The organism is Candidatus Ozemobacteraceae bacterium, assembly GCA_035373905.1.
Lineage (GTDB): Bacteria > Muiribacteriota > Ozemobacteria > Ozemobacterales > Ozemobacteraceae > MWAR01.
Window position 1 is genome coordinate 16,652 of record DAOSOK010000018.1, and the last position, 26,461, is coordinate 43,112.

At 59.6% G+C, this 26,461-nt stretch carries 17 protein-coding genes and 1 pseudogene; 12 read left to right on the plus strand and 6 right to left on the minus strand.

Annotated features, from left to right (window positions below; translation table 11 throughout):
- Nucleotides 1-121 precede the first annotated feature (121 nt).
- The 3 genes from secD (at nt 122) to dtd (ending at nt 3,282) form a co-directional block, all read left to right on the plus strand.
- Nucleotides 122-1,801, plus strand: a complete 1,680-nt coding sequence (gene secD / locus PLU72_10450) for a protein translocase subunit SecD (GenBank protein ID HOT28601.1) — start codon at nt 122-124, stop codon at nt 1,799-1,801.
- A 32-nt stretch (nt 1,802-1,833) separates the two neighbouring features.
- Entirely contained in the window at nt 1,834-2,745 is a 912-nt protein-coding gene (gene secF, locus PLU72_10455) for a protein translocase subunit SecF (GenBank protein HOT28602.1), read from the plus strand.
- Nucleotides 2,746-2,820: 75 nt separating this feature from the next.
- Nucleotides 2,821-3,282: a D-aminoacyl-tRNA deacylase gene (dtd, locus tag PLU72_10460; GenBank protein HOT28603.1), complete on the plus strand. Its 462-nt coding sequence runs from the start codon at nt 2,821-2,823 to the stop codon at nt 3,280-3,282.
- A gap of 16 nt (nt 3,283-3,298) precedes the next feature.
- Here dtd and PLU72_10465 read toward each other — a convergent pair whose 3' ends face one another.
- From PLU72_10465 to tatC, 4 genes are all read right to left on the minus strand, one after another.
- Nucleotides 3,299-3,736, minus strand: coding sequence for a hypothetical protein (locus tag PLU72_10465; protein ID HOT28604.1), 438 nt, complete (start codon nt 3,734-3,736; stop codon nt 3,299-3,301).
- Nucleotides 3,736-6,219, minus strand: a complete 2,484-nt coding sequence (locus PLU72_10470; GenBank protein HOT28605.1) for a HEAT repeat domain-containing protein — start codon at nt 6,217-6,219, stop codon at nt 3,736-3,738. The genes PLU72_10465 and PLU72_10470 overlap by 1 nt, the downstream gene beginning before the upstream one ends.
- 4 nt (nt 6,220-6,223) lie before the next feature.
- Nucleotides 6,224-8,683: a HEAT repeat domain-containing protein gene (locus PLU72_10475; protein ID HOT28606.1), complete on the minus strand. Its 2,460-nt coding sequence runs from the start codon at nt 8,681-8,683 to the stop codon at nt 6,224-6,226.
- A gap of 188 nt (nt 8,684-8,871) precedes the next feature.
- Nucleotides 8,872-9,606: a twin-arginine translocase subunit TatC gene (gene tatC / locus PLU72_10480; protein ID HOT28607.1), complete on the minus strand. Its 735-nt coding sequence runs from the start codon at nt 9,604-9,606 to the stop codon at nt 8,872-8,874.
- A 99-nt stretch (nt 9,607-9,705) separates the two neighbouring features.
- On the opposite strand from tatC, the gene PLU72_10485 reads away from it, so the two are divergent.
- Complete coding sequence (locus PLU72_10485) at nt 9,706-9,945, plus strand: hypothetical protein (GenBank protein HOT28608.1); 240 nt, start codon at nt 9,706-9,708, stop codon at nt 9,943-9,945.
- A 9-nt stretch (nt 9,946-9,954) separates the two neighbouring features.
- Here PLU72_10485 and PLU72_10490 read toward each other — a convergent pair whose 3' ends face one another.
- Nucleotides 9,955-10,638, minus strand: coding sequence for an FxLYD domain-containing protein (locus tag PLU72_10490; GenBank protein ID HOT28609.1), 684 nt, complete (start codon nt 10,636-10,638; stop codon nt 9,955-9,957).
- A 35-nt stretch (nt 10,639-10,673) separates the two neighbouring features.
- Entirely contained in the window at nt 10,674-11,378 is a 705-nt protein-coding gene (locus PLU72_10495; GenBank protein ID HOT28610.1) for a hypothetical protein, read from the minus strand.
- A 524-nt stretch (nt 11,379-11,902) separates the two neighbouring features.
- On the opposite strand from PLU72_10495, the gene PLU72_10500 reads away from it, so the two are divergent.
- From PLU72_10500 to rplC, 8 genes and pseudogenes are all read left to right on the plus strand, one after another.
- Nucleotides 11,903-15,970 (plus strand): DNA-directed RNA polymerase subunit beta, encoded by a 4,068-nt coding sequence (locus PLU72_10500; GenBank protein ID HOT28611.1) that lies wholly within the window; start codon nt 11,903-11,905, stop codon nt 15,968-15,970.
- Between the two features lie 46 nt (nt 15,971-16,016).
- A pseudogene (rpoC, locus tag PLU72_10505) lies at nt 16,017-19,820 on the plus strand (DNA-directed RNA polymerase subunit beta').
- Nucleotides 19,821-21,107: 1,287 nt separating this feature from the next.
- Complete coding sequence (locus PLU72_10510) at nt 21,108-22,127, plus strand: hypothetical protein (GenBank protein HOT28612.1); 1,020 nt, start codon at nt 21,108-21,110, stop codon at nt 22,125-22,127.
- Between the two features lie 277 nt (nt 22,128-22,404).
- A complete protein-coding gene (gene rpsL / locus PLU72_10515; protein HOT28613.1) occupies nt 22,405-22,779 on the plus strand; it encodes a 30S ribosomal protein S12 in 375 nt (124 codons plus the stop codon).
- A gap of 12 nt (nt 22,780-22,791) precedes the next feature.
- Entirely contained in the window at nt 22,792-23,265 is a 474-nt protein-coding gene (gene rpsG, locus PLU72_10520) for a 30S ribosomal protein S7 (GenBank protein ID HOT28614.1), read from the plus strand.
- A 44-nt stretch (nt 23,266-23,309) separates the two neighbouring features.
- Complete coding sequence (fusA, locus tag PLU72_10525; GenBank protein HOT28615.1) at nt 23,310-25,424, plus strand: elongation factor G; 2,115 nt, start codon at nt 23,310-23,312, stop codon at nt 25,422-25,424.
- Between the two features lie 71 nt (nt 25,425-25,495).
- Nucleotides 25,496-25,807: a 30S ribosomal protein S10 gene (gene rpsJ, locus PLU72_10530; GenBank protein HOT28616.1), complete on the plus strand. Its 312-nt coding sequence runs from the start codon at nt 25,496-25,498 to the stop codon at nt 25,805-25,807.
- Nucleotides 25,808-25,831: 24 nt separating this feature from the next.
- On the plus strand, nt 25,832-26,455 hold the full coding sequence (gene rplC / locus PLU72_10535; protein ID HOT28617.1) for a 50S ribosomal protein L3: 624 nt from the start codon (nt 25,832-25,834) through the stop codon (nt 26,453-26,455).
- Nucleotides 26,456-26,461: the final 6 nt, after the last annotated feature.

The following is a 26,461-nucleotide window of genomic DNA, read 5'->3' on the forward strand; positions in this document are numbered from 1 at the left end:
GCAACAGGTCAACTTCCGACGGGAATCGTGCGTTCCCGAATAATGTTTGACTTGGGTGGATGCCCCTAGTATAATTGCCGCTTATGCTGGTGACCTTATCCATACAGGGAGTAGTCGTCAAATGAGAAGTCAGCATCGGTTCAACTTAACGGTCATGCTCCTGATCTTCGCTTTTACGCTCGTCTACACGTTCCCATCGACGAATCTGTGGACGAAGTGCTTCGGAGTCCTGACCATCGACGAGCAGCTTGCGGTCCCGGTCCGCTCGCTCGAGTTCAAGGACGCCCCGGAAGGCAAGGCCGCCCAGGTCGACCTGAAGGTCGATTCCGCCTCCTCGGTCTTCGCGTCGAACCCGAACGTGAAGCAGGAAGACGTGCTCAACAGCGTCGCCGAGACCATCCGCCTCAAGCTGGTCGAAGACGGCCTTTCCGCTTCGGTCATCAATCCCGATTACTCGTCGGGAAAAGCGACGATCCGGGTCGCCGAGAAGACCGCCGCCGAGTTCCGCCAGGCGTTCGATAAGCTGAACTTCTACGCGATGATGCCGACCTTTCTCGCCAAGGTTTTCCCGCGGTCGAAGATCACCCTCGGCCTCGATCTCAAGGGTGGCATCGATCTCGTCTACCAGGTCGACATGCAGTCGCTCGAAAGCACCGACAACCCGAAGGACGCGGTCAGTCGCTCCGTCGAGATCATCCGCAACCGCATCGACATGTACGGCATCGCCGAGCCCAGCATCAAGGCCCAGGAAAACAACCGGATCCGCATTCAGCTCCCCGGCGTGAAGGATCCCGAGCGCGTGAAGAGCCTGATCCAGTCGACGGCCATGCTCAAGTTCCACCTGGTGAAAGACCAGGCGGTCACGGCGACCCAGCTCGAGCCGGTCGACCCGACCAGCGAACTCGTGCTGATCGAGCCCGCGTCGCGCAACGCCACTGCCCGCTGGTACAAGCTCAAGCGCACTCCCGAAGTCACCGGCCGCGATCTCAGATACGCCAAGGTCGCTTTCGACGAAATGGGCGTTCCCACGGTTCACCTCGAATTCAACCCGGAAGGCGCCGCCAAGTTCGCGAACAGCACCGGCCAGCACGTCGGTGAGCAGCTCGCCATCGTTCTCGACAACAAAGTGCACAGCGCTCCGGTCATCCAGACCCGTATCACTGGCGGCAATGCACAGATCACCGGGCGCTTCTCCCTCGAGGAAGCCCAGAATCTGGCGATCGTGCTTCGCGCCGGCGCTCTGCCGGCAAACCTGATTCTCCTCGAGAGCCGCGTGGTCGGTCCGACCCTTGGGGCGGAATCTATCCGAGCCGGCATTCGAGCCGGTGTTCTCAGCGCCATCATGGTTGTCGCGTTCATGATCATGCTGTACAAGTTCTGCGGATTCCTGGCTGCCATGGCCATGGTATTCAACACCCTGATCGTTTTCTCCCTCATGGTCTTCTTCGGCGGAACCTTGACGCTGCCTGGTATCGCAGGTCTGATTCTGAGCGTCGGTATGGCCGTCGATGCGAACGTCATCATTTTCGAACGCATCAAGGAAGAGATGCGAACGGGCAAGACCGTTCGTGCCTCGATCGAATCCGGCTTTGATCGAGCGATGGCTTGCATCATCGATTCGAACGTCACCACGATTCTCACCGTGGCCATCCTGTATGCGTTCGGCAGCGGGCCCATTCGCGGATTCGCGACCACTCTCGGCTTCGGTCTGATCGCCAATATCTATACCGCGGTCATTGGCGTGAAACTGGCTCTCGATCTGATTTACGTCCGGTCCAAAGCTACGACGCTGAGCATCTGAGCCGCATCGCCAAATAAAGAAGGGAAAATACTATGAAATATAACTTCATGGGATACCGGAACCACTGCTTTGCATTTTCAATCACGTTGATGGTGTTGTCACTCGTGCTGATGCTTGCCAGAGGCTTCGAATACGGCATCGATTTCAAGGGCGGCAACATCATTCGCGTTCGCTTCGATCAGCAGACGACAGAAGGCAAGATTCGCGAGGTGTTCGACAAGATGCCCGGCCTGTATTTCAAGGGCGATCAGCTTGTCATCCAGGCTGTTGCCGAAGCCAAGGGTGCCGAGTTCATCATTCAGTATCCGGCTCCCCTCATGGATACGGTTGAAACTGGCAAGCTTCACGGTGAAATCCTGAAGGAACTCAAGGCGAATATTCCGTTCAGGGACGATTCGCTCGAAGTGGCCAATGTCGGACCAACCGTCGGCGATGATATGAAGCGTCAGGCTATTTACGCATCCATCCTTGCCGTGATCGGAATCCTCCTCTATCTCGGATGGCAGTTCGAACTTCAGTCTTCGACCGGTGCCGTCATCTCTCTTGTTCATGATCTCGTCATCATCCTCGGGTTCATCAGTCTTTTCAAAATCGAGTTCGACATCACCGTGTTGGCCGCGCTTATGACGCTTCTCGGCTACTCGGTCAACGACTCCATCGTCGTCCTCGACCGGATTCGCGAGAACAGGCGCATCACCAAGGAAACGGATTTCGTGACCCTGATCAACGATTCGATCAACCAGACGCTTGGCAGAACCATCAATACAGGCATGCCGACGCTCTTCGCCACCTGCGCCCTGATGTTCCTCGGGGGCCAGACCCTCTTCAACTTCGCTCTGGTCCTTACCTTCGGCCTCATCTTCGGAACCTACTCGTCGGTCTTCATCGCCAGTCCCGTCCTCCTGCTGCTGAGCGGCAACAAACTCAACCGCCGCGGCGCCTGAGCCCGGTTCGTTCCGCTAACCACGCCCCGGTTCGCCGGGGCGTTTCTATTTTAATCGATATATACGGAGTCGTTCATGAAAGCCGTCGTTCAGCGTGTGTCGGAAGCCGTTCTCAGCGTCGATGGAAAGGAAGTGTCCCGAATCGGCCGCGGGCTCGTCTGTTACCTCGGCGTCGGCCGGGGAGACGAGGAAAAGGACCTGGACTGGCTGGCGAAAAAAACGGCCAGGCTGCGAATCTTCCCCGATGGCGAGGGACGGATGAACCTTTCGGCGGTCGACGAGGGCCTGGCCGTACTGGTCGTTTCGCAGTTCACGCTTTACGGCGACATCAGGAACGGATACCGGCCGGGCTTTTCGACAGCGGAGGATCCCGCGAAGGCACAGGGCATGTACGAATCGTTCATGTCAAAACTGCGCGAATATGGCGTGCCCGTCGTTGCCGGCGGCGTCTTCGGTGCGGATATGACGATCGACCAGTGTAATCGCGGCCCCGTCACGATCCTGCTCGATTCTCGGGACGGCCGCTCCGGCGCCTGATCTGCGTGAAAGCGCTCTACTCCTCCGATGACGGCATGAAAAGGCGTCGCTCGAGACGTCGCAGATAATCGAGCGTTTTCCGCTCCGGCGCATCGGGATGCCCTTCGGCAATCGCCTCTTCGGCGAGGCGAAGCGCCTTCTCGAACGAGCGGCGTTCGAGGATCACCCGGTAGATCGGATGGATATTCGACGTTTCCGCCAGGGAACGGAGGAGTTCGCGATCGAACGATTCGAGACCTTTCTGGAGGGCGGCCGTCTCGAAAAACTCGATGTCGCGCTTCGACGACGAGGTGATCTTCCGGCGGCTCGAGGGACTCATCGTCATATACAGCCAGACCAGGATGAGGAACGTCGGGATCAGCAGCATCAGCAGGACTTCGTTTTCGTACGGATGCGAAGAAAACTGCTCCCGAAGGGCTTTTGCAAAAATCTTGTAGCCTTCGGTCTGATCCATCAGAGAACCTTGTAGCTCAACTCGGTGACGATTTTCCGGATCTCCTCGGAGGAATCCTTCCTCAGATACGGCATGAAGGGCTTGATGGCGGCCGGAGAAATCTTGACGGCCGATCGAACGGCGTTGACGCGGACGATCTCTTCTTTGTCGCGCAGGTGTGCCAGGATGATCGGCAGGGACATCTCCTGCTTGATCTCTCCGAGCGCCCACAGGCCGCTGGCGCGCATCAGGGGCTCACGCATCGAGAGCATCTTCTGGAGGACGGGGACGACGTTGACTTTTCCGATCTGCCAGACCGCGATGGCGGCGTTGGCGCGGATGCGGTTGTTCGCGTCTTCTAGGAAGGGGAACAGGATCTGGAGCGCGCGTGCGTCCCCGATGCTCGCGATGGCTTCGATGGCGTTGGCGCGGACACGCTCGTCGGGATCGTTGAAGAACTCGATCAGGTTGCCGAGCAGTTCACGGTCGCCGATCACGCCGAGCGTCTTGATCACGGCCGCACGGACTTTTCGGGAGGGGTCTTTCATCGCCCCTAGGAGGGCATCCTTGCCCTTGTTGTTCACCTGGAGGTTTTCCATGATGCGGGCCGCGCGAAGGCGAAGCTCGGGGTCGAGGGATTTGAGTTCGACGATGAGCTGATCGATGAAGCTGGTGTCGAGCTTCAGGAGTGCCGTGCCGGCGAGTTTACGGACTTCGGGAGAGAGGGTGTTGAAGTTGTCGAGATATCGCTTCTGGGTCACCTTCGCGACTTCCTGCAGGGCGGTGTTGCGCAGCTCCTCGTCGGGGCTGTGGACAAGCCGCGTCAGGTAGGGGGCGAGCCGTTCGGACGGGAGCATCTGTTTCAGGCCGCGAAGCGCCTCCGCCGCGACTTTCGGGGAAGGGTCGGCGACGGCTTCGTCGAGCATTCCGAGAACGCGGGGATGCCTGCTTTTCAGGGCGATACGGACAGCCATGAGTCTGACGACCGGAGCCGTGTCATGGAACCTCGCTTCGACGATCTTGGAAAGCTGGTCTCCGCCGGCCTCTCCCATGAATTCCAGCGCCGAGGCCCGGACCTCGGGATCCTCGTCCTCGAGCAGTTCGGCGAGTTTGATCGAGAAGGATCGGGAGCCCATCTGTTTCCGGAAAAAGGCGGTGCGGTCGGCCGGATCGAGCACGCAGGAATTCTTGAGCAGAACCCGCAGCAGAAGCAGGGACGGCTGTTTGCTCTGGCCGGAGATCAGGAGGGCGGCGAGCGAGGGGTCGTCCTGGAGGGCGGTCCGTACGAGAGAGGAGACCTCTTCGAACGGCCAGTCGGACAGCACGCGGACCGTATCGGCGAAACTGTTCGAGAGGAGGCGTGAAAGCACGGGGCGGAGCATGTCCGGCGCGGATCTGGCAAGGTGGAAGAAGAGGCGCATCATTTCCGGCGAAATCCGCTCGTCGGAGGTGATCTTGGAATGCAGGGACTGCCGCCACGTCTCGACCAGCGCTTCGAACGAAGCTTTCCGCTCGTCGCTGCTCGTCTGGATCTTCTCTATGACCGAGTCGGCCAGCGCCGCCAGCGCGTCGGCAGTCATCGCCCGCGCCCTGACCGAGTCGGTGTCGAACAGCCGGAGGGCATGTTCGAACAGCGCCGGGTCGAGACGTTTGAGAAGCCGCGCGAGGAGCATGTCTCGGCCTTCCCCTGTGGGCATTTTCAGCGCAAGGTCGAGCAGAAACCGACGCGCTTCGGCGAACCGCTTGATGAGGACGTCGTCGGTCAGCTGGAGAAGTCCGGTTTCGACGTTCTCCATCAATTTGTCCCGGAAGGCGGGCATCAGCTCGTCGGGCGTGTATTCGGAAAGGGCTTCGCGAAGGCGCCGACGGATGGAGGGGTCCGTGTCCTCGGCCATTTCCATGTAGAGGGGGACGAAGTCCGGCCGATGAAACTTGACCAGCGTTTCGAAATGGAATCGCTTGACGTCGGGGTCGGGGTGGCGGAACTGCTCTTGGACGAGCTCGAACAGGCCCAGATCGTCGAAAAGCGAGACGATCTCGAAATACAGGGTCGAGTTGTGATCGGCGGGGACCGCTCGCACGAGTGCGCCCAGCGCCTTCTCGCCGTAGAATCTGGCGATGCCGTTCCGCACATCGCGACGGATCGTCAGGTCAGCGTCGGAAAGCAGGGGGATCAGGACGTCGAGACTCGACTGGGTGGCGATTTTCAGAAGCGCCTGGACGGCGGCGACGCGGACCGCGTTGTCGTCATCGTCGAGAATCGTGGCGAGCTTGTCCACCGCGCCTTCGATACCGCGTTTTCCGGACAGCTCGACGAGGGGAATGAGGAGATCGCGCGTGCCGACTATCGCATCGGACATCGCCGCGAGAATCAGCGAGTCGGTTTCGGGGGCATCGTGCTCTTCGAGCCGGGCGAAAGCCGACTTCCTGACGTTCTGGTCGGGATCGGCGAGCTTGGTGATGAGTTCCTGCGGTGGTTCCGAAGCTGAAAAGGGCCAGATCATCGAATCATGCCTTTGACTTTGCCTTGATCGCGGCTGCCAGGATATCCGAGACGGCTCTGCGCACGCCTTCATCCGGATCGAATCTGAGCGGTTTGATATAGGGGGCCAGCGATAACGCGTCCGAAATTTTTCCGAGGCTCTGGATGACGTTCCGCCTGACATCCGCATCGGGATCGCGCAGGCACTGGATGAGGACCGGCATGAAGCGGCTGTCCTTGATCTCCCCGAGGGCGAACGCCGCGGATGCGCGCATCCATTTGTCGGGGTGGCGGAGCATCTCGAGAACGGGCTCGTAGATCTGGTAATAACCGAGTCTCCAAAGAGTGATGACGGTGTTCGCCCGGACCCGATTGTTTTTGTCGTAGAGGCAGGGAATGATCGCTTCGGCGTCTGTGAGTTCGCCGACGTTCGCGAGGGCCTCGACCGCGTTCGCCCGGACGCGATCGTCCTGGTCTTTCAGGAATCCGATCAACATCTGGGAGACCGAGGGACCGCCGATTTTTCCAAGGCCCATGATGACGACGGACCGGACGATGGGGTCGGGATCCTGGATCGCGACGATCAGGTTCGGTTTCAGCTCGGGCGGAATCTGCTCGCACAGCACCTCGAGCACTTTCGCGGCGAGCACGCGCGTTCGTTGGTCGGATGAGGAGAGGTCGCGGGTCATGTCCTCGAGGAAGCCGGGGTCCATTTTGATCAGGGAGAGGCCGATGGCGAGCTTCGCCTCGGGTGGCATCTTGTCGAAGCCGGTCAGGAACTTGCGACGTGTGATGTAGGCGATCGCCGCCTGAGCCGCCTGCTTGATGCGCGTGTCGTTCACGCCCAGGAGCTTGGTCAGGGCGGCCAGGATCTGGGGATGATCGCGGTCCTTCAGAAGCTCGATGGCCTGGAAGACGATCTTCGGCTCGGTGTCCTTCAGAAAGTTGATGATCACTTCCGTGCCGGCTTCGCTCTGGAAGTGCTTCAGGGTGAGCAGGTCCAGGATCGTCTTGCGAACGGTGAAGTCGGGGTCGCGCATCTTCGACACGAGCACGGTGAGCGCGTTCGGAGAACCGCTTTCGGCGAGGATCTGGAGGATGCGGGACCGGAGGGTGGCATCGTTGTGATACAGGACTTCTTCGATGAACCGCTTGAGTCGCGGGTCCATCATCAGGTTGATGATCTCGCTCTGGATCTGCGGGGGGACTTCCATGAAATGTTCGAGCAGGAGCGAGTTTAGTGTTTCGATGATGAAATTTTCCGTCGGATTGCCGAGAAGTGCCAGTGCGGTCCGGCCCGTATCGAGTTCCTTGTAACAGCAGGCCTTTATCAGAAGGGTCTTCCGGTCTTCGACGTCGAGGCCCTTGAGGAAACCGTTGAGATAGCTATCATTATATTTGTGAATCTTTGGAAGGTTCTTGAGAATGGTGTCCTCGTGATGGCGGCCGATTCGGAGAAGACATTCCGACAGGACCATGCTTGCCTGGACATACGTGTCGGAAAGATGCTCTTCGAGGGGTTTCACATACATCGCGATCTTTTCGAGCATCTCCGGGGTGCCTATCGCTTCGGGGGTCATGCCGTCGAGTTCGTCGGCGAAGTGTTTGACGATCGACTGGATGGTGCTCGTGACGACGGGGGGGATGGACTTCGCCTTGTCCAGCAGATGCGGGAACAGATACTTGTAGGAATTGGGATCGGCGATCTGCTCGAGGATCTGCATGATCTTCAGGCGGTATGACTCGCTCTTCTTGCCGAAGTTGTCGAACAGCTTGCTGAAAAACGCGTCCTGGTGGAACTGGAGACACTTGAACACCGAGTAGCGCATCGACTGGTCGATGTTCTGCATATTTTTGATACACAGCTCGAGGAAGGTGTGGCCCTTGATTTTCTCGATATGCTTGCTGAACTCGACCTGGATGATTTTCTTGTCTTCGCGGGAGGCCTCGAGCGAGTCCTCCTTGAGGATATCGATGAAGATCGGGTACAGCTGCGGGTTCTGCAGGTTGACCATTTCCTCGAGATAGAGGATTTTCTCCTTGGGCGTATAGGCCGACCATTTCTGCAGGAACTTCGAGACGATGCCGGATTTTTCGATCGCGAACTGGATAACGGCCCGGATGCCAGAATCGCCGGTGGTGCAGAGGATGTTCACGAGTGGCTTGAGCCTTGGCTCGTCCACGCTCTGGAGGATCTCCTTGAACACCTCGCGAAAGACCTGGTCGGGATAGTTGATCAGCTTGAGGATGGACTGGTAATCCTCGAGCGAGAGCGTTTCGTGTCTCGCGGCGAAGATCCCGAGGATACGGAGCCGCAACTGCTGGTTCTTGTTCTCCTCGAACTTCTCGCACAAAAACTCGACGAAGAAGTGGTTGAGATTCGCGACGAAATCATCGAAGGCACCCTGTGACACGCTCGTGTCGGGTGACTGGAGGCGCTCGAACGTCTCGAGCGGATCTGTGATCTTTCGCGTGAACCAGCTCATCCTAGCGTTTCTGTTCTCTGTTCGCGGGATTCATTCGGGATTTCCGAATCTCACTGAGGGGAGAATTCCTCCCCCGGGAGGGATGATAGTATAAACAGCGTCCGAGCGCAATTCTTCAATTCACGCGTTTTCATGAACCGGGAAGGACCGTTCGCCGGGAACGTGAGAGCGTCAGAGTTTTCCCGACTTCAGGAAGGGCGGGAAATGTGCCGCCGCAGGACGGAAAGCCAGATTCCCGCTTCCGTCAGAAGGACGATCGGCACCGAGACGAGAACCTGTGAGACGACGTCGGGAGGTGAAAATATAGCGCCAATGATAAAAGCTATCACGATGCAATGGCGTCGGTGTGACCGGAGCCGCTCGACGGGGAGAATGCCGATCGCGTCGAGAAAGGCGAGAAGAAGGGGCAGTTCGAACAGAATTCCGGTCACGAGCATGAAGACGACGACGAAATCGATGTAGGCGCCGTATGAAATCGACGGAAGGAAATCGGCTCCGTTCGCGGCGATCAAAAAGCCCAGCGCCGGCGGAAGTATGATCGCCCAGCAGAAGAAGGCCCCGGCGGCGAAACACAACAGCGCCGGAATGAGCAGGACGACGGCCCATGGTCGCTCGGCCGGTGTCAGGGCGGGGGCGACGAACGCCCAGACCTGCCAGACGATCACGGGAAAAGCGAGGGTGATTCCGGCCCAGGCCGACAGTTTGATGGTCGTGACGAACCCTTCGGTGACCGAGAGCGTCACCAGTCGCAGCCCCGGGGCCGCCTGTCTCAGGGGGTGAAGCGCCAACGGCACCAGGCTGTCCGATGCCGCCCACGCGGCGAGAAAGCCGGCGAACGCCGAGACGACGGCAATGATGATCCGGCGCCTCAGTTCGGCGAGATGGTCGAGAAGGGGGGCGTCAGCGGTGTTTGGAGCAAACATCGATAAAGTCTAGCACATTTCGACAGAGCTGGTGTTTGCATTTGCCCGGTCGCTCTGATAACATACGCGTACCAATCCACCGTATCCGGGAGAAAAGCCGTGTGGTTCATTAAAAAACTGTTCTGGTTGTTCACCCTCCCCTTCATCGCCCTCATGGGTGTTCTGATGTTCGCCTTCCCCGAGGAAATGAAGGAGTTCAAGAAGGACCTCGTCGACATGGTCGAGAACAGCTGGCTCCGCTGGATCGGCTTCGTGGGGTTCGTGTTCGCCATGGTCCATCTGGTCAAGTTCTTCGACAGCAAGCATACGCTCGTACAGCTGAGCGCCCCCGAGGACTGAGCGGACCGGTTACTCGTAGTTCGTGACCCGCACCCGGTATGATTTGACGCCAGGAGGCGGGTTCGGAAACTCGATCTCGAACAGGGAACTCTCGCTGGGAAAGAGGCCGCGATCCTTCAATCGCAGCCTTCCGCTTTCCCGCCGGAGTTCCTGTTTGTTTTCGTCGAACAGTTCCGCTGAAAGCTCGATGCGCTGACGCATGGCGTCTGAGACGTTGCGCAGCTCCCCCACGACATAGAGGGAATTATACTCAGTGTAGCTTTCGACCCGGTCGATGGCGAAAACAGGCTTCAGATCGCGCTCGATGACGGGGCTGACTTTTTCCTCGCGCGCACGGAGCAGGTATTCCGCCTCGACGGCCCGGTCGTACAGATTCCACCCTTCGATATTCATCGGTTCGAGCCGGATTGCAGTTTTCAGCGCTTCTTTTGCTTCGGCTGGCCGACCATCGGCCAGCATGGCCTTGGCTTGCGTGAGAAACGCCTGGGCGCCGGAATCTGCGGGTTTTCCCGTGGGGCCCGGCGACTGGGGATTCCAGTCCTCCTGGAGGCCGGAAAGCCGGGCGAGGGGAGAGGTCCGCTGGGGGACGGCCGGAGACGTGCGCTGGGGGGCGGGCGGATTCTGGCCCATCACGGTGAAGGTGATGCAGCCGATGAGCAGGCCGGAAAGCAGCCATGGACGATAACGACTCATATGGAATCAGATATCGGCAGAACGGGGAGGGAAGATTAGAATCTTCTGGCGGCGAATGCTTTCAGAACGATCGAAAAGAACCGCTCGAACCCCGAGAGAATCAGGCCCCTGCGGAGCATCTGGAATGCCGACTGACCGGCTTCGTTTTCCCGTTCGTGGAGCATCCCAAGTAGCGTGGCGGGCGTGACCACCATGTGCGTGACCCGCGGCTGCATCGCCGGCGGAAAATAGGTCTGAAGAGCCGTTTTGATGCGGCTTTCGGGAAAATCACAGGGAGACAGGATCAGAAACATGTCCAAAGACGGCGACGCCGGATCGTCATCGTCTGGAATCGTCTCCGGAACCGGGATCTCGCCTTCTTCGGGGGCCTTGAGCCGGGAAAACGCCTGCAGATTCAGAAGGATTGCGCTGTGGAGGTGTTCGCCGAGCGTTTCCTCGAACAGCAGTCGCGTGCTGGCCGCGATGCGGGAGGGGAGGGAGTCCTCGCCGAGGAACCGGTGCGTGGCCTGCGCCGATCCCGTCGCCAGCAGGGTGGCCGTCATCGGATTGGCTGCATTCAGCGCACAGAGCTTGGCCTTGCCCTGCGGAACGATGTCGATCAGGCCGAGCTCCCCCATCTGATGAACCCGGTTGTAAGCCGTGCCGTAGGGAAGACCGAGCTTCTTGGCGATCTGGTGGATCGACAACACCCCGGACGGCTGATCGAGAAAGGCTTCCGCAAGCTGAATCGTGAGTTGCATGGGCGCCTATTATACCAGACCGTTTCACGGATGCAACGAAAAATTGATAGATCGCCCTTCCTGTGAAAGGCTCTGGCAGAAATTGTTCGGGCCGCATGTTCGGCAAGAAGGAAGGCGAACGGAGCGTCGTCGGGGATTGGTGAAACCCGGTTCCAGGGATGATTGTACGGCTATAAGCAATTTTTATGCTAAAGGCGTTGACGTACCCCCTCCCCGGTGTTATAATGCAAAACCCGTTTTACTGGGTTGGGGGAAGATGGCGAAACGCACGGATTGGTGGGGAGTTCTGCAGACATTGGTGAATCGAGCCCGCGGAACCAAAGAAGATTCGAACGTTGGGTGCAACCCTGCGTCGATCCCCGTCACGCGCATTGCGTTCCGTGCCCGCCCCAATTTTATTTTTCCGCGTATATTTTGACACGTCCCGTCGGCGCTGAATGCGTTGGCGGGATATTTGCTTGATCTGGGAAGGAGTAAGGCAGACAATGGTCACTACGCAGACAATGGGAGCCGAGCGAATTCTGATGGCTGAAGATCGGACGTTCCGGGACATCCCGAACCTGATCGACATCCAGTTGAAGTCGTTCGAGTGGTTTCTCCAGCCCGGCGTTTCTCCCGCGGACCGCAAGAATCACGGTCTCCAGGAGGTTTTCCTCGAGGTGTTCCCCATCCAGGATTACGTCGGAAATCTCTGCCTTGAGTACAGCGAATACGGCCTGGGCTTGCCGATGTGCAAGAACTGTCCCCAGCTCAAGCTCAACAAGAAGTGCCTCTACGACGACTGCAGCTTCACGGAAAAGGACTGCGAGATCGCGTTCATCGGCGACACGCCGTTCCGCGTCAAGCACAGCCCCGACCAGTGCCGCAAGCGCGATCTGACCTACTCGATCCCGCTGAACATCAAGGTCCAGCTGATCATGCAGCAGACGGGCGAGGTGAAGGAGCAGGAGATCTTCCTGGTCAATCTCCCTTGCATGACCGAGCGCGGCACCTTCATCATCAACGGCGCCGAGCGCGTCGTGGTCAGCCAGCTGCATCGTTCTCCCGGCGTGTATTTCAGCTTCAACCGCGCCAAGAAGATCTACTCCGCCAAGATCGTGCCGTATCGCGGCGCCTGGATGGAGTTCGAACTCGACCTGATGAAGGACGCGATCTTCGTTCGCCTCGACCGGAAGCGCAAGATCCCGATCACCACCTTCCTGCGAGCTCTCGGTTTCAGCACCGACGAGGAGATTCTCGACCTGTTCGACCGGAACGAGACGATCGCCAGCTCCCTCAAGTTCGACAAGCAGGCGATCGGCGGCTCCGAAGGCCCCGACAAAGTCGCCAAGGCCGTCACGGAATCGCTCAAGGTCATCTTCTCGAAGCTCCGCCAGGGCGACCTGTTCGTCGAGGAAAACGCCCGCACCCTCATCCGCAGCTTGTTCTTCGATCCGAAGAAATACGACCTGGGCTTCGTCGGCCGCTACAAGATGGACAAGAAGCTCCGCCTCGCCGATCGCCTGTCCGAGCAGATCGCGTTCAAGGATGTCGTGAACCCGGCGAACAAGGAAATCATCGTGAAGGCCGGCGAGAAGGTCTCGAAGCGCCTTGCCGACATGCTCGAAACCATGATGCTGCCGATCTTCATCGAACTCGGCGACGCCCTCAAGGGATATCGCATCATGTATAACATGGGCTATACCGATGTCCGCCTCCGCGACGTCACCGGAAGCCTCACGATGCTTGCCGGCCGCACCGCCTACGAGTCCGTCATCGACAAGAAAAGCGGCGAGATCGTCATCGAGAAGAACACGACGATCACCGAGGATGCCGAGAAACAACTCCAGGATCTGGGCGTCTCCTCCGTGCCGGTCGTGAAAGACCGCGTTCTGTGCTACGAGGACATCATCGGCGTCATCCGATATCTGATCGACCTCTCGAACGGTATCGGCCGCCTCGACGACATCGACCACCTGTCGAACCGCCGCATCCGCTGCTGCGGTGAGCTGCTCCAGAACCAGTTCCGCATTTCCCTCTCCCGCATGGAGCGCGTGATCAAGGAACGCATGACGATCCACGATCTCGACAGCTACACGCCGCAGCTGCTCATCAACACCCGGCCGGTTTCGGCGGTGGTCGACGAGTTCTTCGGCAGTTCGCAGCTCTCCCAGTTCATGGACCAGACGAACCCCCTCGCCGAGCTGACCCACAAGCGTCGCCTCTCGGCCCTCGGGCCGGGCGGTCTCAAGCGCGAGCGCGCCGGCTTCGAAGTCCGCGACGTCCATCCGACCCACGACGGCCGCATCTGCCCGATCGAGACGCCTGAAGGTCCGAACGCCGGCCTCATCGCCAGCCTGGCCGTCTACGCCAAGGTGGACGAGTATGGTTTCATCACCACGCCCCTCTGCCAGGTCGAGGAGGAAACCGGCCGTATCAATTTCAAGAAGCTCGAATACAAAGATGCGTATGACGAAGACCGGTTCATCATCGGGCAGCCCGACGTGCGCCTCGAGTATGACCGCAAGAGCGGATACGGGAAAATGGTCGGCGACGTCGTGCCGGTCAAGTATTTCCGCGACGACTACGAGTTCGAGTTCGCCGATCGCAGCGAGGTCGAATACGTTAAATTCTCGCCTCTCCAGATGGTCAGCGTCGCCTCGGCCCTCATTCCGTTCCTCGAACACGATGACGCCAACCGCGCCCTGATGGGCACGAACATGCAGCGCCAAGCCGTTCCGCTGATCCAGACCGAGCCACCGCTGGTAGGAACCGGCCTCGAATCACGCGCCGCGCACGACTCTGGCGCCATGGTTCTCGCCCGCAGCGCCGGCACCGTCGAATACATCGACGCCAACGAGATCCGCATCCGCCGCGCCAGCCGCCGCAAGGACGACGAGAAGATCGCCCTGACCGAACAGGCATTCCGCAAGATCCAGGGTCGCAAGATCATGGACACGATCGTCGACCCGCTCACCGGCGAGATCATAATCGAAGCCGGCCAGCCCCTCGACATCACCTACCTGTCGCGGCTTGCCTCCCTCTGCAGCGAAGTCCGCCTGCAGCAGGAATCCATCGACACCTACCGCCTCCAGAAGTTCATGCGCTCCAACCAGGGAACCTGCATCAACCAGAAGACCTCGGTCAAGATCGGCGACAAGGTCCGCCCCGGCGACGTCATCGCCGACGGCCCGGCCACCGCGAACGGCGAGCTGGCCCTCGGTCGCAACGTTCTGGTCGCATTCATGCCTTGGGAAGGCTACAACTTCGAAGATGCCATCATCCTTTCCGAGCGCCTGGTGAAGGACGACGTGTTCACGTCGATCCATATCGAAGAGTATGAAATCGACGCCCGCGACACCAAGCTCGGGCCGGAAGAAATCACCCGCGACATCCCGAACGTCGGCGAGGACGCCCTCAAGAACCTCGATGACGAGGGCATCATCCGCATCGGCGCCGAAGTCGAATCGGGCGACATCCTCGTCGGCAAGGTCACCCCGAAGGGCGAGACCGAACTGACGGCAGAAGACAAGCTGCTCCGCGCGATCTTCGGCGAGAAGGCCCGCGAAGTCCGCAACACCTCCCTCACCGTCCCGCACGGCGAGAAGGGCAAGATCGTCGACGTCATGGTGTTCTCGCGCGACAACGGCGACGAACTCCAGTATGGCGTGAACAAGCTGGTCCGCGCGTTCGTCGCGCAGAAACGCAAGATCACGGTCGGCGACAAGATGGCCGGACGGCACGGCAACAAGGGCGTCATTTCCCGCATCGTGCCGGTCGAAGACATGCCGTATCTGGCCGACGGCCGCTCGATCGACATCATCCTGAACCCCCTGGGCGTTCCCTCCCGCATGAACGTCGGACAGGTTCTCGAGACGCACCTCGGCTGGGCCGCCGAAAAGCTCAACAAGTGCTACGGCACCTCGATCTTCAACGCCGGCCGCGCCCTCAAGAACGAAGACTACGTCATGAACGAGCTGAAGAAGGCGTATGACAGCGATCCGCACCACTTGGTCGACCAGCAGGGCAAGGCGCAGCTGTTCGACGGCCGCACCGGAGATCCGTTCCACAAGCCGATCATGGTGGGCATGATCTATATCCTCAAGCTGGCCCACCTCGTCGACGACAAGATGCACGCCCGCTCGACCGGCCCGTACAGCCTCGTCACCCAGCAGCCTCTCGGCGGCAAGGCGCAGTTCGGCGGCCAGCGCTTCGGAGAAATGGAAGTCTGGGCCCTCGAAGCCTACGGCGCCGCGCACGTCCTGCAGGAACTGCTGACGGTCAAGTCCGACGACGTCGAAGGCCGCGTCCAGGTCTACGAGACGATCATCAAGGGCAAGAACATCATGAAACCCGGCATCCCGGAATCCTTCAAGGTCGTCGTTTCCGAACTTCAGAGCCTGGGTCTCCAGGTCGACCTGAAGAAGGGGACGAGCGGTGTTTCTCTCGCGGAAGGCGGCGAACGGCCGCTGCTGATGCAGGAAGCCGAAGCCGACGACTGGGAAGACGAAGCCGAGCGCGAAGAGGCTGAGGACATCGACGATGTTGGCACCGACACCGACGACGACGACGATTCCGACAGCTCCGACGACGACGACATCGAGAGCGAGTAAGACGGACCTTTCCGGTCAGGCAAGCGTATAAAGGAGAATCAGCCTCATGTTGGAAATGGATAAATTCGATGCCATTCAGATCAGCATTGCGTCCCCGGAAAAGATCCGGTCCTGGTCCTACGGCGAGGTAAAGAAGCCCGAGACCATCAACTACCGGACCCACAAACCCGAGCGCGACGGCTTGTTCTGCGAGCGTATCTTCGGCCCCCAGAAAGACTGGGAGTGCTTCTGCGGCAAATACAAGAGCATCCGGTATCGCGGCATCATCTGCGAACGCTGTAACGTCGAGATCACCAAGGCCGCCGTGCGTCGCGAACGCATGGGCCACATCCAGCTCGTGACCCCGGTCGGTCACATCTGGTATTCGAAGGGCAGCCCTAACTACATCGCTCTGCTGCTCGACATCACCGCCCGCGATCTCGAGAAAGTGTTATATTTCCAGAGCTATATCGTCATCGATCCGGGCAACCTGCCTCTCTCGAAGAAGCAGCTGCTCGCCGAGGAAGGCGTCGGCGGCGAGATGGGCTTCCGCGAACTGCGCGAGAAATACGGCGACATGTTCACCGCGAAGATGGGTGCCGAGGCGATCAAGGAGCTTCTGGCCGAGATCGATCTCAAGAAGCTCGAGAAAGAACTCGCGAGCCAGCTCAAGACCTCCACGGGAACCAAGAAGACCCACCTGCTCAAGCGCATGGAGCTCGTGAAGTGGTTCGTCGGCTCGATCAGCCGCCCCGAGTGGATGATCGTCGACGTCATCCCGGTCATTCCGCCCGACCTGCGCCCGATGGTCCAGCTCGACGGCGGCCGCTTCGCCACCAGCGATCTGAACGACCTGTACCGGCGCGTCATCAACCGCAACAACCGCCTCAAGCGCCTCGTCAAGCTCCAGGCCCCCGACATCATCATCAAGAACGAGAAGCGCATGCTGCAGGAGGCCGTCAACGCCCTGATCGACAACGGACGCCGCGGCAAGCTGGTGACCGGCCCGAACAATCGCCCGCTCAAGTCCCTCACGGACATGCTCAAGGGCAAGCAGGGCCGCTTCCGCCAGAACCTCCTCGGCAAGCGCGTCGACTACTCGGGCCGCTCCGTCATCGTCGTCGGCCCGAACCTCAAGACCCACCAGGCCGGTCTTCCCAAGAAGATGGCTCTCGAGCTGTTCAAGCCGTTCGTCATGCACCGCCTGGTCCAGAAGGGCATCGCGCACAACATCAAGAGCGCCAAAAAGATGATCGAGCGCGAGAAGTTCGAAGTGTGGGACGTCCTCGAAGACGTCATCAAGCATCATCCCATCCTGCTGAACCGCGCTCCGACCCTGCACCGCCTAGGCATTCAGGCGTTCGAGCCCGTCCTGATCGAAGGCAAGGCCATCCAGATTCACCCCCTCGTCTGTACCGCCTACAACGCCGACTTCGACGGCGATCAGATGGCCGTTCACGTGCCGTTGCTGCTCGATGCGCAGATCGAAGCCCGCATGCTCATGCTGTCGAGCAACAACATCCTCAAGCCCGCCGACGGCCGCCCGATCTGCCACCCGACACAGGACATGACGATCGGTCTGTTCTATCTGACCATCGAGAAGCCAGAGCACGCCTGCCCTGGCTACCCGACCATGGAGATTCGCCGCGAGAAGGGGACGACATGGGAAAAGACGCTGCTCAACCCGGGCCGTCCGTTCAATCTGCGCCTCGCTGCAGAAATCAAGAAGGGTCAGACCACGGTTCTCGACGTCGGAACGATTCTCGACACCAAGGAAGTGGTCGAAAAGATCGAGAAGTGCGATGTCGATACGATCATGGTCTACAATGCGCCGGTGTTCTTCAGCACCGCCGAAGCCATGAACGCGGCTTCGACCTGCCATGACAGCCAGTTCAACCTTCAGTATCCGATCTATATCCATCGCGGCGCATTCCCGGCCGAAAAGATCGATCCCGTGCTCGCGAAGTCCGAAGGAAAGCAGAATAATTACCTCCGCACCACGATCGGCCGTGTCATCTTCAACGATGCCCTGCCGAAACTGTTCCAGTTCCAGAACGTCCAGGTCAAGAAGGAAACAGTCAGCAACCTGATCAAGCGCCTGTTCATCGAGTATCCGCTCGATGTCGTCGGCGTGACCCTCGATCAGTTGAAGGCCCTCGGCTTCAAATACGCCACCTGGTCCGGTCTGACCATCTCGATCGTCGACATGGTCAACCCGCCGAAGAAAAAGGAAATTCTCGACCAGGCCGACAAGAAGGCCGAGAAGGTTCGCGAACGCTTCGACCGGGGCGAGATCAGCCGCGACGAACGCAAGCAGGCCGAAGTCAACATCTGGACGAAAGCCACGGAAGACGTTTCCGACGATCTGCTCCAGACGTTCGAATCGACCGCCAACATCGGCGAGTTCAACCCCGTCTACATGATGGCGTTCTCCGGAGCCCGCGGCAACATGCAGCAGATCCGTCAGCTGGCCGCCATGCGCGGCCTTATGTCGAATCCGCGCGGCGACATTCTTGCCTTCCCGATCAAATCGAACTTCCGCGAAGGCCTGAACCAGTCCGAATACTTCATCTCGACATACGGCGCCCGCAAGGGTCTGGTCGATACGGCTCTCCGCACCGCCGACTCGGGATACCTCACCCGCCGTCTCGTCGATGTCGCTCAGGACGTCGTCATCACGATTCTCGACTGCCGCACCTCGCACGGCGTCGACATCGGGCCGATCCGGCAGACCCGCACGTCGAACAACATCATGGTCGACGACATCATGGTGCCGATCCGCTATCGCCTTGCCGGCCGCGTGCTGGCCAAGCCGATCTGCCATCCGGTCACGAACGAGGTCATCAGCTTCGAGCTCGCCGGCGAGCGTGTCAAGCTCGAGGGCGGCCTCTATTGCACCGACGAGATCGCGGCCGAAATCGAAAACCATGTCGAGTATCTCGTCCCGCTTTCGAAGATCAAGCCCGGCATGATCGTTGCCGACCAGGTCATCGATCCGAAGACGACCCGCATCATCCTGCGGCCCGATCGCCCGATCACCGAGTATGTCCTGCGGCGCGTCGAGGATGCCGGCATCACCGAACTGAAGGTCCGCGCGACCATGACGATCCGCTCGCCGCTCACCTGTCGCGCGAAGAGCGGCATCTGCCAGGCATGCTACGGCGCCGACCTTGCGACCGGTCGCCTGGTCGATGTCGGCGAAGCCGTCGGCATCATCGCGGCCCAGTCGATCGGCGAACCCGGCACGCAGCTCACGATGCGCACCTTCCACCTTGGCGGCGTCGCTCTTGCACAGCGCTCCTACGTCAAGTCGCGCACCGCCGGCACAGCCAGGTTCGATACCCTCCGCCTGGCCAAGGTTTCCGATCGCACCAAGTTCGAGATTGGCTCCGGCACAGAGACCTTCGACAAGACCGAGTTCGGAAGCAATATCCGCACGGTCGTCGTCGGCGGCCACCTCACGATCGAAGGGAAGGGCGGCCGCAAAGATCGGCTGCAGATCCCGATCGGCGCCGAGATGCGCATCGAGAACGGCGACAAGGTCACGGCCGGAAAGCCTGTCGCCGAATACAATCCGAACAACTTCGTATCCGGGTACACCGGCGAAGTCATCTTCGAGGACGTCGAAGTCAAGGACGGCATGGTCGTGTCCGAGAACGCCGTCATCCGCATCCTGACCCAGGAGTTCGACCAGGAGCGCAAGGACTTCATCATCGAGGACTACAAGATCCCGCAGGGCTCGACCCTCAAGGTCGAAGACAACGAGATCATCCACGCCGGAAACGTGCTGGCCGAGCGCTCCGCCGAACAGCACGCCGCCATCGCTCGCATCGAAGGTGTTGCCCGCTACGACAACATCCGCGTGAAGAACAAGCAGGTCATCAACGACAACGGCATGATCTTCATCTATCCCGATGATGTGAAGAAGGGCGACATCAAGGAATATCCGCTTCCGAAGGGTGTCAAGGAAACGAAGAGCCCGAAGGATGTGACGGAGAAGTCCGGCGGCATGATCCTGAACGTGAAGAACGGTGATAACGTGATGCCGGGCGAGCGTCTGCTCTCCGTCGTCTCCGAACTCGACGGCATCTGCGCGATCAGCAACAACGGGACCCAGATCAAGATCTCGCGCGACGTGGTCGAGGAGTACGAGTTCAAGGGCGAGATGGCCGCGGCCATCGACGAGAAAAACAAGAGCCTCAGCCTGATCGCCCCGATCTCGGGCGTCGTGCGCGTGATCAACGAGAAGAGCGCCGCCAACAAGACGCTCGACCGCAAGCGCGTCATCGTCAAGAACGAAGTCGAGTATCTCGTTCCTCGCGGCGTCATCCTCCGCCCGAAAGAGAATTGCAAGATTCCGAACGGCCAGGATGTCAACGAGGGCGCCGAACTCACCACCAAGCTCGTCGTCCAGGCTGAAATCGACGGCGTCGTGGACATCCGCCAGGTCAGTGGCGAGCGCCGCGTGAACCTGATCAGCGACGACCTGTCGCTGCTCAAATCGGCGACACTGGCCCGCGAACTGCTCAACCGCGACACCAACGTGGTTCTCGCCGCTGCCGGCACGGAGATCGACGAGGACCTGATGGGCATCATCGACGACAACCGCGACGGCATCCGCGAAGTGTACATCACCTCCGGCGAGCAGGAAGCGATCATCCTGAAGGGCGAAGAGCAGACCCTGACCTACCCGGTCCCTGAAGGCGGCAACATCGTCGTCGAGCACGGCCAGCCGATCAAGGCGGGCGACAAGCTGATCACCGACATCGAACCGATCGTCAGCGAGATCACCGGCAAGGTGAACTACATCTACGGATATAACAAGGTCATCTGCGAGGAGATCATCGAGAAGATCCTGGTATATTCGGGTGTCGAGTTCAGTTTCCCGGCCACGCTCAACCTGAAGTTCCCGCGCACCGTCGTGAAGGACGGCGAGCTGACGATCGTTCCGATCCCGTTCGAGAGCTACGAATCGCTTTCCGCCGAGGAAACCGGCGGCGGCGAAGGCATTCGGATCCGCCAGCGCGTGCCGCGCGAGAAGAATTACAAGATCACCAAGGAGATGGCGAGCGCCATGTCCGTTCTCGTGAAGGACGGCGACAAGATTCGCGAAGGCCAGACACTCGCCGCGATGACCGCGACGAACAAGGGCGTCGCGATGCTCGAACGCAAGGTCTCCAAGGAAGGCAAGTCCAAGAGCACGATCGAGCGCATCATCGTCCAGCCCGGCGAAGCACACCAGATCCTCGAAAGCGCCGAACTGCGCATCGAGGACGGCGACAAGGTCAAGAGGGGCGAGATCCTGGCCAAGTGGGGTCTGGCCCTCCGGAAAACGACGGACATCATCCAGGGTCTGCCGCGCGTTGCCGAGCTGTTTGAAGTGCGGCGCCCGAAGAAGGAAGCCGTTCTCTCCGAAGAGTCTGGCGTGGTCAACATCACCGGCAACTCGATCACCATCAAGGATCCGATCACCGGCGTCGAGAAGCCCGTCCGCGTCCAGCACGGCGTCACTGGGCTGGTCGTTCACGACGGCGAGTATATCGAAGCCGGCGACTCGATGACCGAAGGCAAGGTGTTCCCGAAGAAGCTGGTCAAGGTGGTCGGACTGCCCGTCGTTCGCCGCTACCTGATGGACGAGATCCAACGCGTGTACCGCGACCAGGGCGTCAGCATCAACGACAAGCACATCGAGATCATCGTGCGCCAGATGCTCCGCAAGGTCGTCGTCACCGATCCGGGCGACTCCGAGTATCTGCCGAACGAAACGATCCACGTGAAGGTGTTCGAAGAGCTGGTTCACACCATGAACCAGGCCAAGAAGCGGCCGCCGATGGGATACCCGATGATCCAGGGCATCACGAAGGCCTCGCTGACGACGGACAGCTTCATCTCCGCCGCGTCGTTCCAGGAAACGACCCGCGTTCTGACCAAGGCCGCCATCAAGTCGAAGGTCGACTGCCTGCGCGGCCTGAAGGAGAACCTGATCATCGGCAAGCTGATCCCGGCCGGTACAGGCATCTCCGCGTTCAAGAACATCACCTTCAAGAATCTCCCGGTCGAGATCGAGAAGGCCGAGACGGCACCCGAGGAGATGTTCGGCGAAGAGGGCCTCGAGCAGCTCGAACAGGATCTGTTCCTCCAGAAGCCCGAGGCGGAAGAGTCGAGAGACGAAAGCTGATCCCGGCATGATTCCAAGCGGCGGGTTCGCGTTCTGGCGGACCCGCCGCTTCGCTTCCGGGGTACGGATTTCGGGTACCGGGCAAAACACTGATCAACTCTGAAACGGCGGGATGGAGGGGGCCTGCGAAAGGCCCGAGATGAACGGGAACGAGAAAAAGAGCATTGACATGCCGTTTGAGGTGTGATAATATCAGCACTTACCTCCATCATTAGTGGAGAAATCATCGGTTTCTCGGGTAAAAACTGGGAAATACTCTAGAAGGAAGGTGTTCATCGTGCCGACCATCAACCAACTCATCCGGAAGGCGCGGCAGGCTGTGCGTTACAAGTCATCGTCGCCGGCCCTGTCCTGTTGTCCGCAGCGGCGCGGCGTCTGCACCGTCGTCAAGACCACGACGCCCAAGAAGCCGAACTCCGCTCTGCGCAAAATCGCCCGCGTCCGCCTCACCAACAAGGTGGAAGTGACGGCGTACATCCCCGGTATCGGTCACAATCTGCAGGAGCACTCCGTTGTGATGATTCGCGGCGGCCGCGTCAAGGATCTCCCCGGCGTGCGCTTCCACATCATTCGCGGAACTCTCGACTGCGCCGGTGTTGCAAATCGCAAGCAGGCTCGTTCGAAATACGGCGCCAAGCGGCCCAAGAAGTAAGGAGAACAGAAGATGCCTCGTCGAGGACATGTTGTCAAGCGTGATCTGACGCCTGATTCCGTCTACAACTCCAAGCTCGTTACCCGCTTCATCAACAATCTGATGGAGCGCGGGAAGCGCAGCATCGCCACCCGCATTTTCTACACCGCCGTCGAGAAGCTGTCTAAGGCGAACAACAACGAGAATCCTCTCGAGCTGTTCAAGAAGACCATCGACATGGCCAAACCGATCGTCGAAGTCCGCAGCAAGCGCATCGGCGGCGCCAACTACCAGGTGCCGGTCGAAGTGAAGCAGGACCGCGCGATCGCTCTCGCTTTCCGCTGGATCCTCGGCTTCAGCCGGGCCCGCAAGGAAAAGTCGATGGCCGACCGTCTGGCCGGCGAGTTCGTCGAAATCGTCAAAAATACCGGCGCTACTATGAAGAAGCGCGATGAAGTTCACCGCATGGCCGAAGCCAACAAGGCTTTTGCGCATTATCGCGTGTGAACCGTGTCTGGTAAAGCCGCTGCTCCGGCTGAAGGAAATCCATCATGACCGCCCGTGAATCAATGAAAAAGGTGCGCAACATCGGCATCATAGCACATATCGATGCCGGCAAGACGACCACGTCCGAACGCATTCTCTACTACACGGGTCGGAGCTACAAGCTGGGCGAAGTCCATGAAGGCACAGCCACCATGGACTGGATGGTCCAGGAGCAGGAGCGCGGCATTACCATCACGAGCGCCGCCACGAAGTGCCATTGGCAGGATTGTGACATCAACATCATAGACACACCCGGGCACGTGGATTTCACCGCCGAAGTTGAGCGGTCGCTGCGTGTCCTGGACGGCGGTGTCGTGGTGTTCTGCGCCGTCGGAGGCGTACAGCCGCAGTCCGAAACCGTCTGGCGGCAGGCCAATAAATACGGTGTTCCCCGCATCGCTTTCGTCAACAAGATGGATCGGGTCGGCGCCAACTTCGCCAAGGTCGTGAAACAGATCAAGGAACGGTTGATGGCCCGCCCTGTGCCGATCGTTATTCCGATCGGTGCAGAGGCCAAGTTTATCGGTCACGTCGATCTGGTCACGATGGAAGCCCATGTGTGGCCCGAGGACCCTGAAAACAAGGGAACGGAGTTCGAGATTCAGCCGATCCCGGAGAGTCTGAAACACCAGGCCGAAGAGGCTCGTGGGTACCTTCTCGAGTGTCTTTCGACCTACAACGACGAGATTCTCGAGAAGTATCTCGAGGACCAGCCGATAGACCCGGCCATCGTCAAGGCGACGCTTCGCGAAGCCACGATCAAGGGTAAGCTGTTCCCCGTCATCTGCGGCTCGGCGTTCAAGAACAAGGGCGTTCAGGCCCTTCTCGACGCCGTCGTCGACTACCTGCCGTCTCCCCTCGACATTCCGGCCGCTCGCGGCACCGACGCCAGAACCGGCGAAGAGATCGAAGTTCCGGCCGATCCCGAGGCCCCGTTCGCGGCTCTCGTGTTCAAGATCATGACTGACCCCCACATCGGCAAGCTGGTATATCTCCGGGTATATTCAGGCACGCTCGACGCAGGGACGCAGGTCATGAACGTTACGAGAAGCCAGAAAGACCGTATCGGCCGCCTGCTCCAGATGCACGCCAACCAGCGCCAGGACCTCGCGTCCGCGAAGGCCGGCGACATCGTCGCAGCGGTCGGCCTCAAACGGGTCGGCACCGGCGATACCATCGCCAGCGGCGACTTCCAGGTTCTGATGGAGTCGATCAAGTTCCCCGAAACCGTCATATCTGTCGCTATTGAACCGAAGACCCAGGCCGACCTTGCCAAGCTCGGAATGGTGCTCAACGCCCTCATGGAGGAAGACCCGACCTTCAAGGCGAAAATCGACCAGGATACTGGCCAGACGATCATCGCCGGAATGGGAGAACTTCACCTCGAGATCATCGTCGATCGCATCATCCGCGAGTTCAAGGTCCAGGCGAGCATCGGCAGGCCGCAGGTCGCATACAAGGAGGGCATCCGCCGATCCGCGAAGGGCGAATGTCGGTACGTCAAACAGACGGGCGGTCGCGGCCAGTATGGTCATGTCGTCCTGACTATCGAGCCGATTGAGCGCGGTAAGGGCTTCGAGTTCATCAACGCGACGGTCGGCGGCGTGATTCCCCGCGAATACATCAAGGGCGTCGAACAGGGCGTCAAGGATGCGCTGGCGGACGGCGTGATCGCCGGCTTCCCGATGGTCGATGTGAAGGCGACGCTGCTCGACGGTTCGTATCACGCGGTCGACAGCTCGGATCTCGCGTTCCGCAATGCCGCGTTCGAGGCCACGAAGGATGCGCTCGTCAAGGCTTCACCGGTGCTTCTCGAGCCGTTCATGAAGGTGGAGATCGAGACGCCCGACCAGTATATGGGCGATATCATCGGCAATATCAACGCTCGTCGCGGCAAGGTCCTGAATGTCGAGATGCGAGAAGATGTTCGTGTCATCGATTGCCAGACCCCCCTGTCGGACATGTTCGGATACTCGACGCAGCTTCGGTCGCTCTCACAAGGCCGCGCGACGTTCACGATGGAAATCTCCCATTACGATCTGGTCCCCGACTCGGTCGCCGAGAAAATTCTCGGAATGACCGGGCGACGGCTTCAGCCCCAACAACTGGCGGCAGGTTGATTTTTCTGGTATACTGAAACTTCTTACCCACGGTTTAATGATGGAAAAATATCCAAGGAGGATATCACGATATGGCCAAACAGAAGATGCGGCTGTCCCTGAAGGCGTTCGATCATCGCCTGCTGGACCAGTCGGTCGCAAGGATCTGCGACACGGTTCGCCGCACCGGGACCCGGATCTCCGGCCCCATCCCGATGCCCACCGAAATCCGTAAGTATACGGTCCTGCGGTCGCCCTTCGTCAACAAGGATTCGCGCGAGCAGTTCGAAATGCGCATTCACAAGCGCAATATCGACCTGTATAGTCCGTCCTCCCAGACGGTCGATTCTCTGATGAACATGGACCTGCCCTCGGGCGTCAACATCGAGATCAAGATGCTGTAATTCCTGAGGAAAAGGAGGAAAGCAATGGGCGTCAAGGCAATATTGGGAACCAAACTGGGTATGACCCAAATTTTCACGGATAATGGTGATGTCGTGCCAGTGACCGTCATCAGTGCCGGTCCCTGCACCGTCATCCGCAAGGGTGAGAAGAACGTTCAGGTCGGTTACCGCGAGATCCGCAAGGAAGCCGTGGCCCGCCTGCTGAACAAACCTCTCCGGGGTATGTTCGAAAAGGCCGAGGTCAAACCGTTCCGGTTCGTCCGCAGCCTGCCTGCCGACGAGATCGAAGCCATCATGCCGAACACCGAGATCAACGTTTCGATGTTCAAGGAAGGCGAGACGGTTCACGTTACCGGCACCAGCAAGGGCAAGGGTTTTTCCGGCGCGATGGAGCGCCACAACTTCAATGGACAGCCGATCACCCACGGCGCATCGGATCGCTCCCGCGCCACCGGTTCGACCGGTTCGGGCCAGGAAGCCAGCCGCACCTGGAAGGGAAAGAAGCTTCCCGGTCAGATGGGCAACGTCCGCCGCACCGTCAAGGACCTCAAGATCGTCAAGGTCGACGAGCAGAAGAATCTGCTACTGGTGAAGGGCTCGATCCCGGGCGCCAGCAACGGCCTCGTCATCATCCGGCGCGCGCAGTAACGGAGG